This window comes from Mesorhizobium sp. M7A.F.Ca.CA.002.09.1.1 (assembly GCF_003998555.1).
Lineage (GTDB): Bacteria > Pseudomonadota > Alphaproteobacteria > Rhizobiales > Rhizobiaceae > Mesorhizobium > Mesorhizobium ciceri.
In genome coordinates, this window is sequence record NZ_RZRR01001206.1 from 1 (window position 1) to 1,323 (window position 1,323).

2 protein-coding genes are annotated in these 1,323 nt (G+C 66.9%); one reads left to right on the forward strand and one right to left on the reverse strand.

Going from position 1 to position 1,323, the window contains the following annotated elements:
• A partial coding sequence (locus EN994_RS31820; RefSeq protein ID WP_206530549.1) for an FAD-dependent monooxygenase occupies window positions 1-538 on the forward strand: 538 nt, incomplete at its 5' end.
• A 23-nt stretch (window positions 539-561) separates the two neighbouring features.
• Here the strand turns inward: EN994_RS31820 and EN994_RS31825 are convergent.
• Window positions 562-1,323 (reverse strand): LysR substrate-binding domain-containing protein (locus EN994_RS31825; RefSeq protein ID WP_127308171.1); only part of this gene is annotated, 762 nt, incomplete at its 5' end.

The window sequence follows — 1,323 nt, forward strand, 5'->3', positions numbered from 1 at the left end:
GGCCAATACCGGCGATAGCGGCACATCACCGCTGCGTCCCGGCGACTGGAGCCGCCCGGGCGTGATCGACGATGTGCTGCCCTTCGTGCGTGACCGGTTTCAGCTTGATTTTGTCGACCCCGCCTCGATCATCCAGGCAACGGATGGCTTCTACGAATATCCGAACTGCGACCGCGACCCGCTGCCACGATGGTCGTTCGGGCGGGTGACGCTGCTCGGCGATGCGGCGCATCCCATGTACCCGGTGGGGTCGAACGGAGCCAGCCAGGCAATACTCGACGCTGGTTGCCTTGCGATGCATCTGGCCGCAGGACCGACCGTCGAAGCCGCGCTAACACGGTATGACGGGGAGCGGCGGCCGGCCACATCGGCCATCGTGCTGGCCAATCGGCAAGGCGGGCCGGAAGCGGTCATAGACATGGTCGAGGCCCGGGCGCCGCATGGGTTTGATGACATCGACGCCGTCGCTTCGCGCGAAGAACGCAAGAGCGTGGTACGCGGCTATGCGTCCCTGGCCGGGTTTGCAAAACCGAGTTGATCGCGAGTGGCGCGTTTTGCAGCCTACAGGTTTGCCTCGGCGAAGATGCGTGAGGCCCAGTCGAGGAAGACGCGAAGGCGCGGCGAGAGCTGTCTGTTCTGCGGGTAGAGCGCCGACAGCGGCGTCGGCGATGGCGGATAATCGGCCAGCACTTCGACCAGCGTCCCTTCGGCCAGGTCTTTGTCGAAGCGATAGCGCGGCGCCTGGATGAGGCCGAGGCCAAGCCGCGCCAGGTCGGCGGCGGTATCGGAATTGTTGGCGGCGACGCGGCCGGGCAGCCGCACCTCACGGATATTGCCGGCGACAGTGAATTCGAACGGAAGGGTCTCTCCGGTGCGCGACGAGACAAAGCCCACCGCCTGGTGACCGTCGAGCGCATCGGGGGAGGCGGGCGTGCCGTGGCGCTCGAGATAGGCGGGGCTGGCGCAGGTGATCTCGCGGATCATCGCGAGCCGCCGCATGATCATGCCGCTGTCGGGCGGCTCGCCGACGCGGATCACGCAGTCCACGCCTTCACGCACGAGATCGACCAGCCGGTCGCTCTGGCCGATCTGCAGGTCGATGCGGGGATAGCGGTCGAGAAACTCCGGCAGGCGCGGCAACAGGAATGTGCGGGTGAGCAGCGTGCTGGCGTCGATGCGCAGCAGGCCGAAAGGCTCGGCGTTGCGGAAGGCGGCCTCGGCATCCTCGATCTCGGCCAGGATCGACAGGCAGCGCCGATAGTAGGCTTCACCATCCTGGGTGGCGTTCACCTGCCGCGTCGTTCGTTCCAGCAGCCGCGCGCC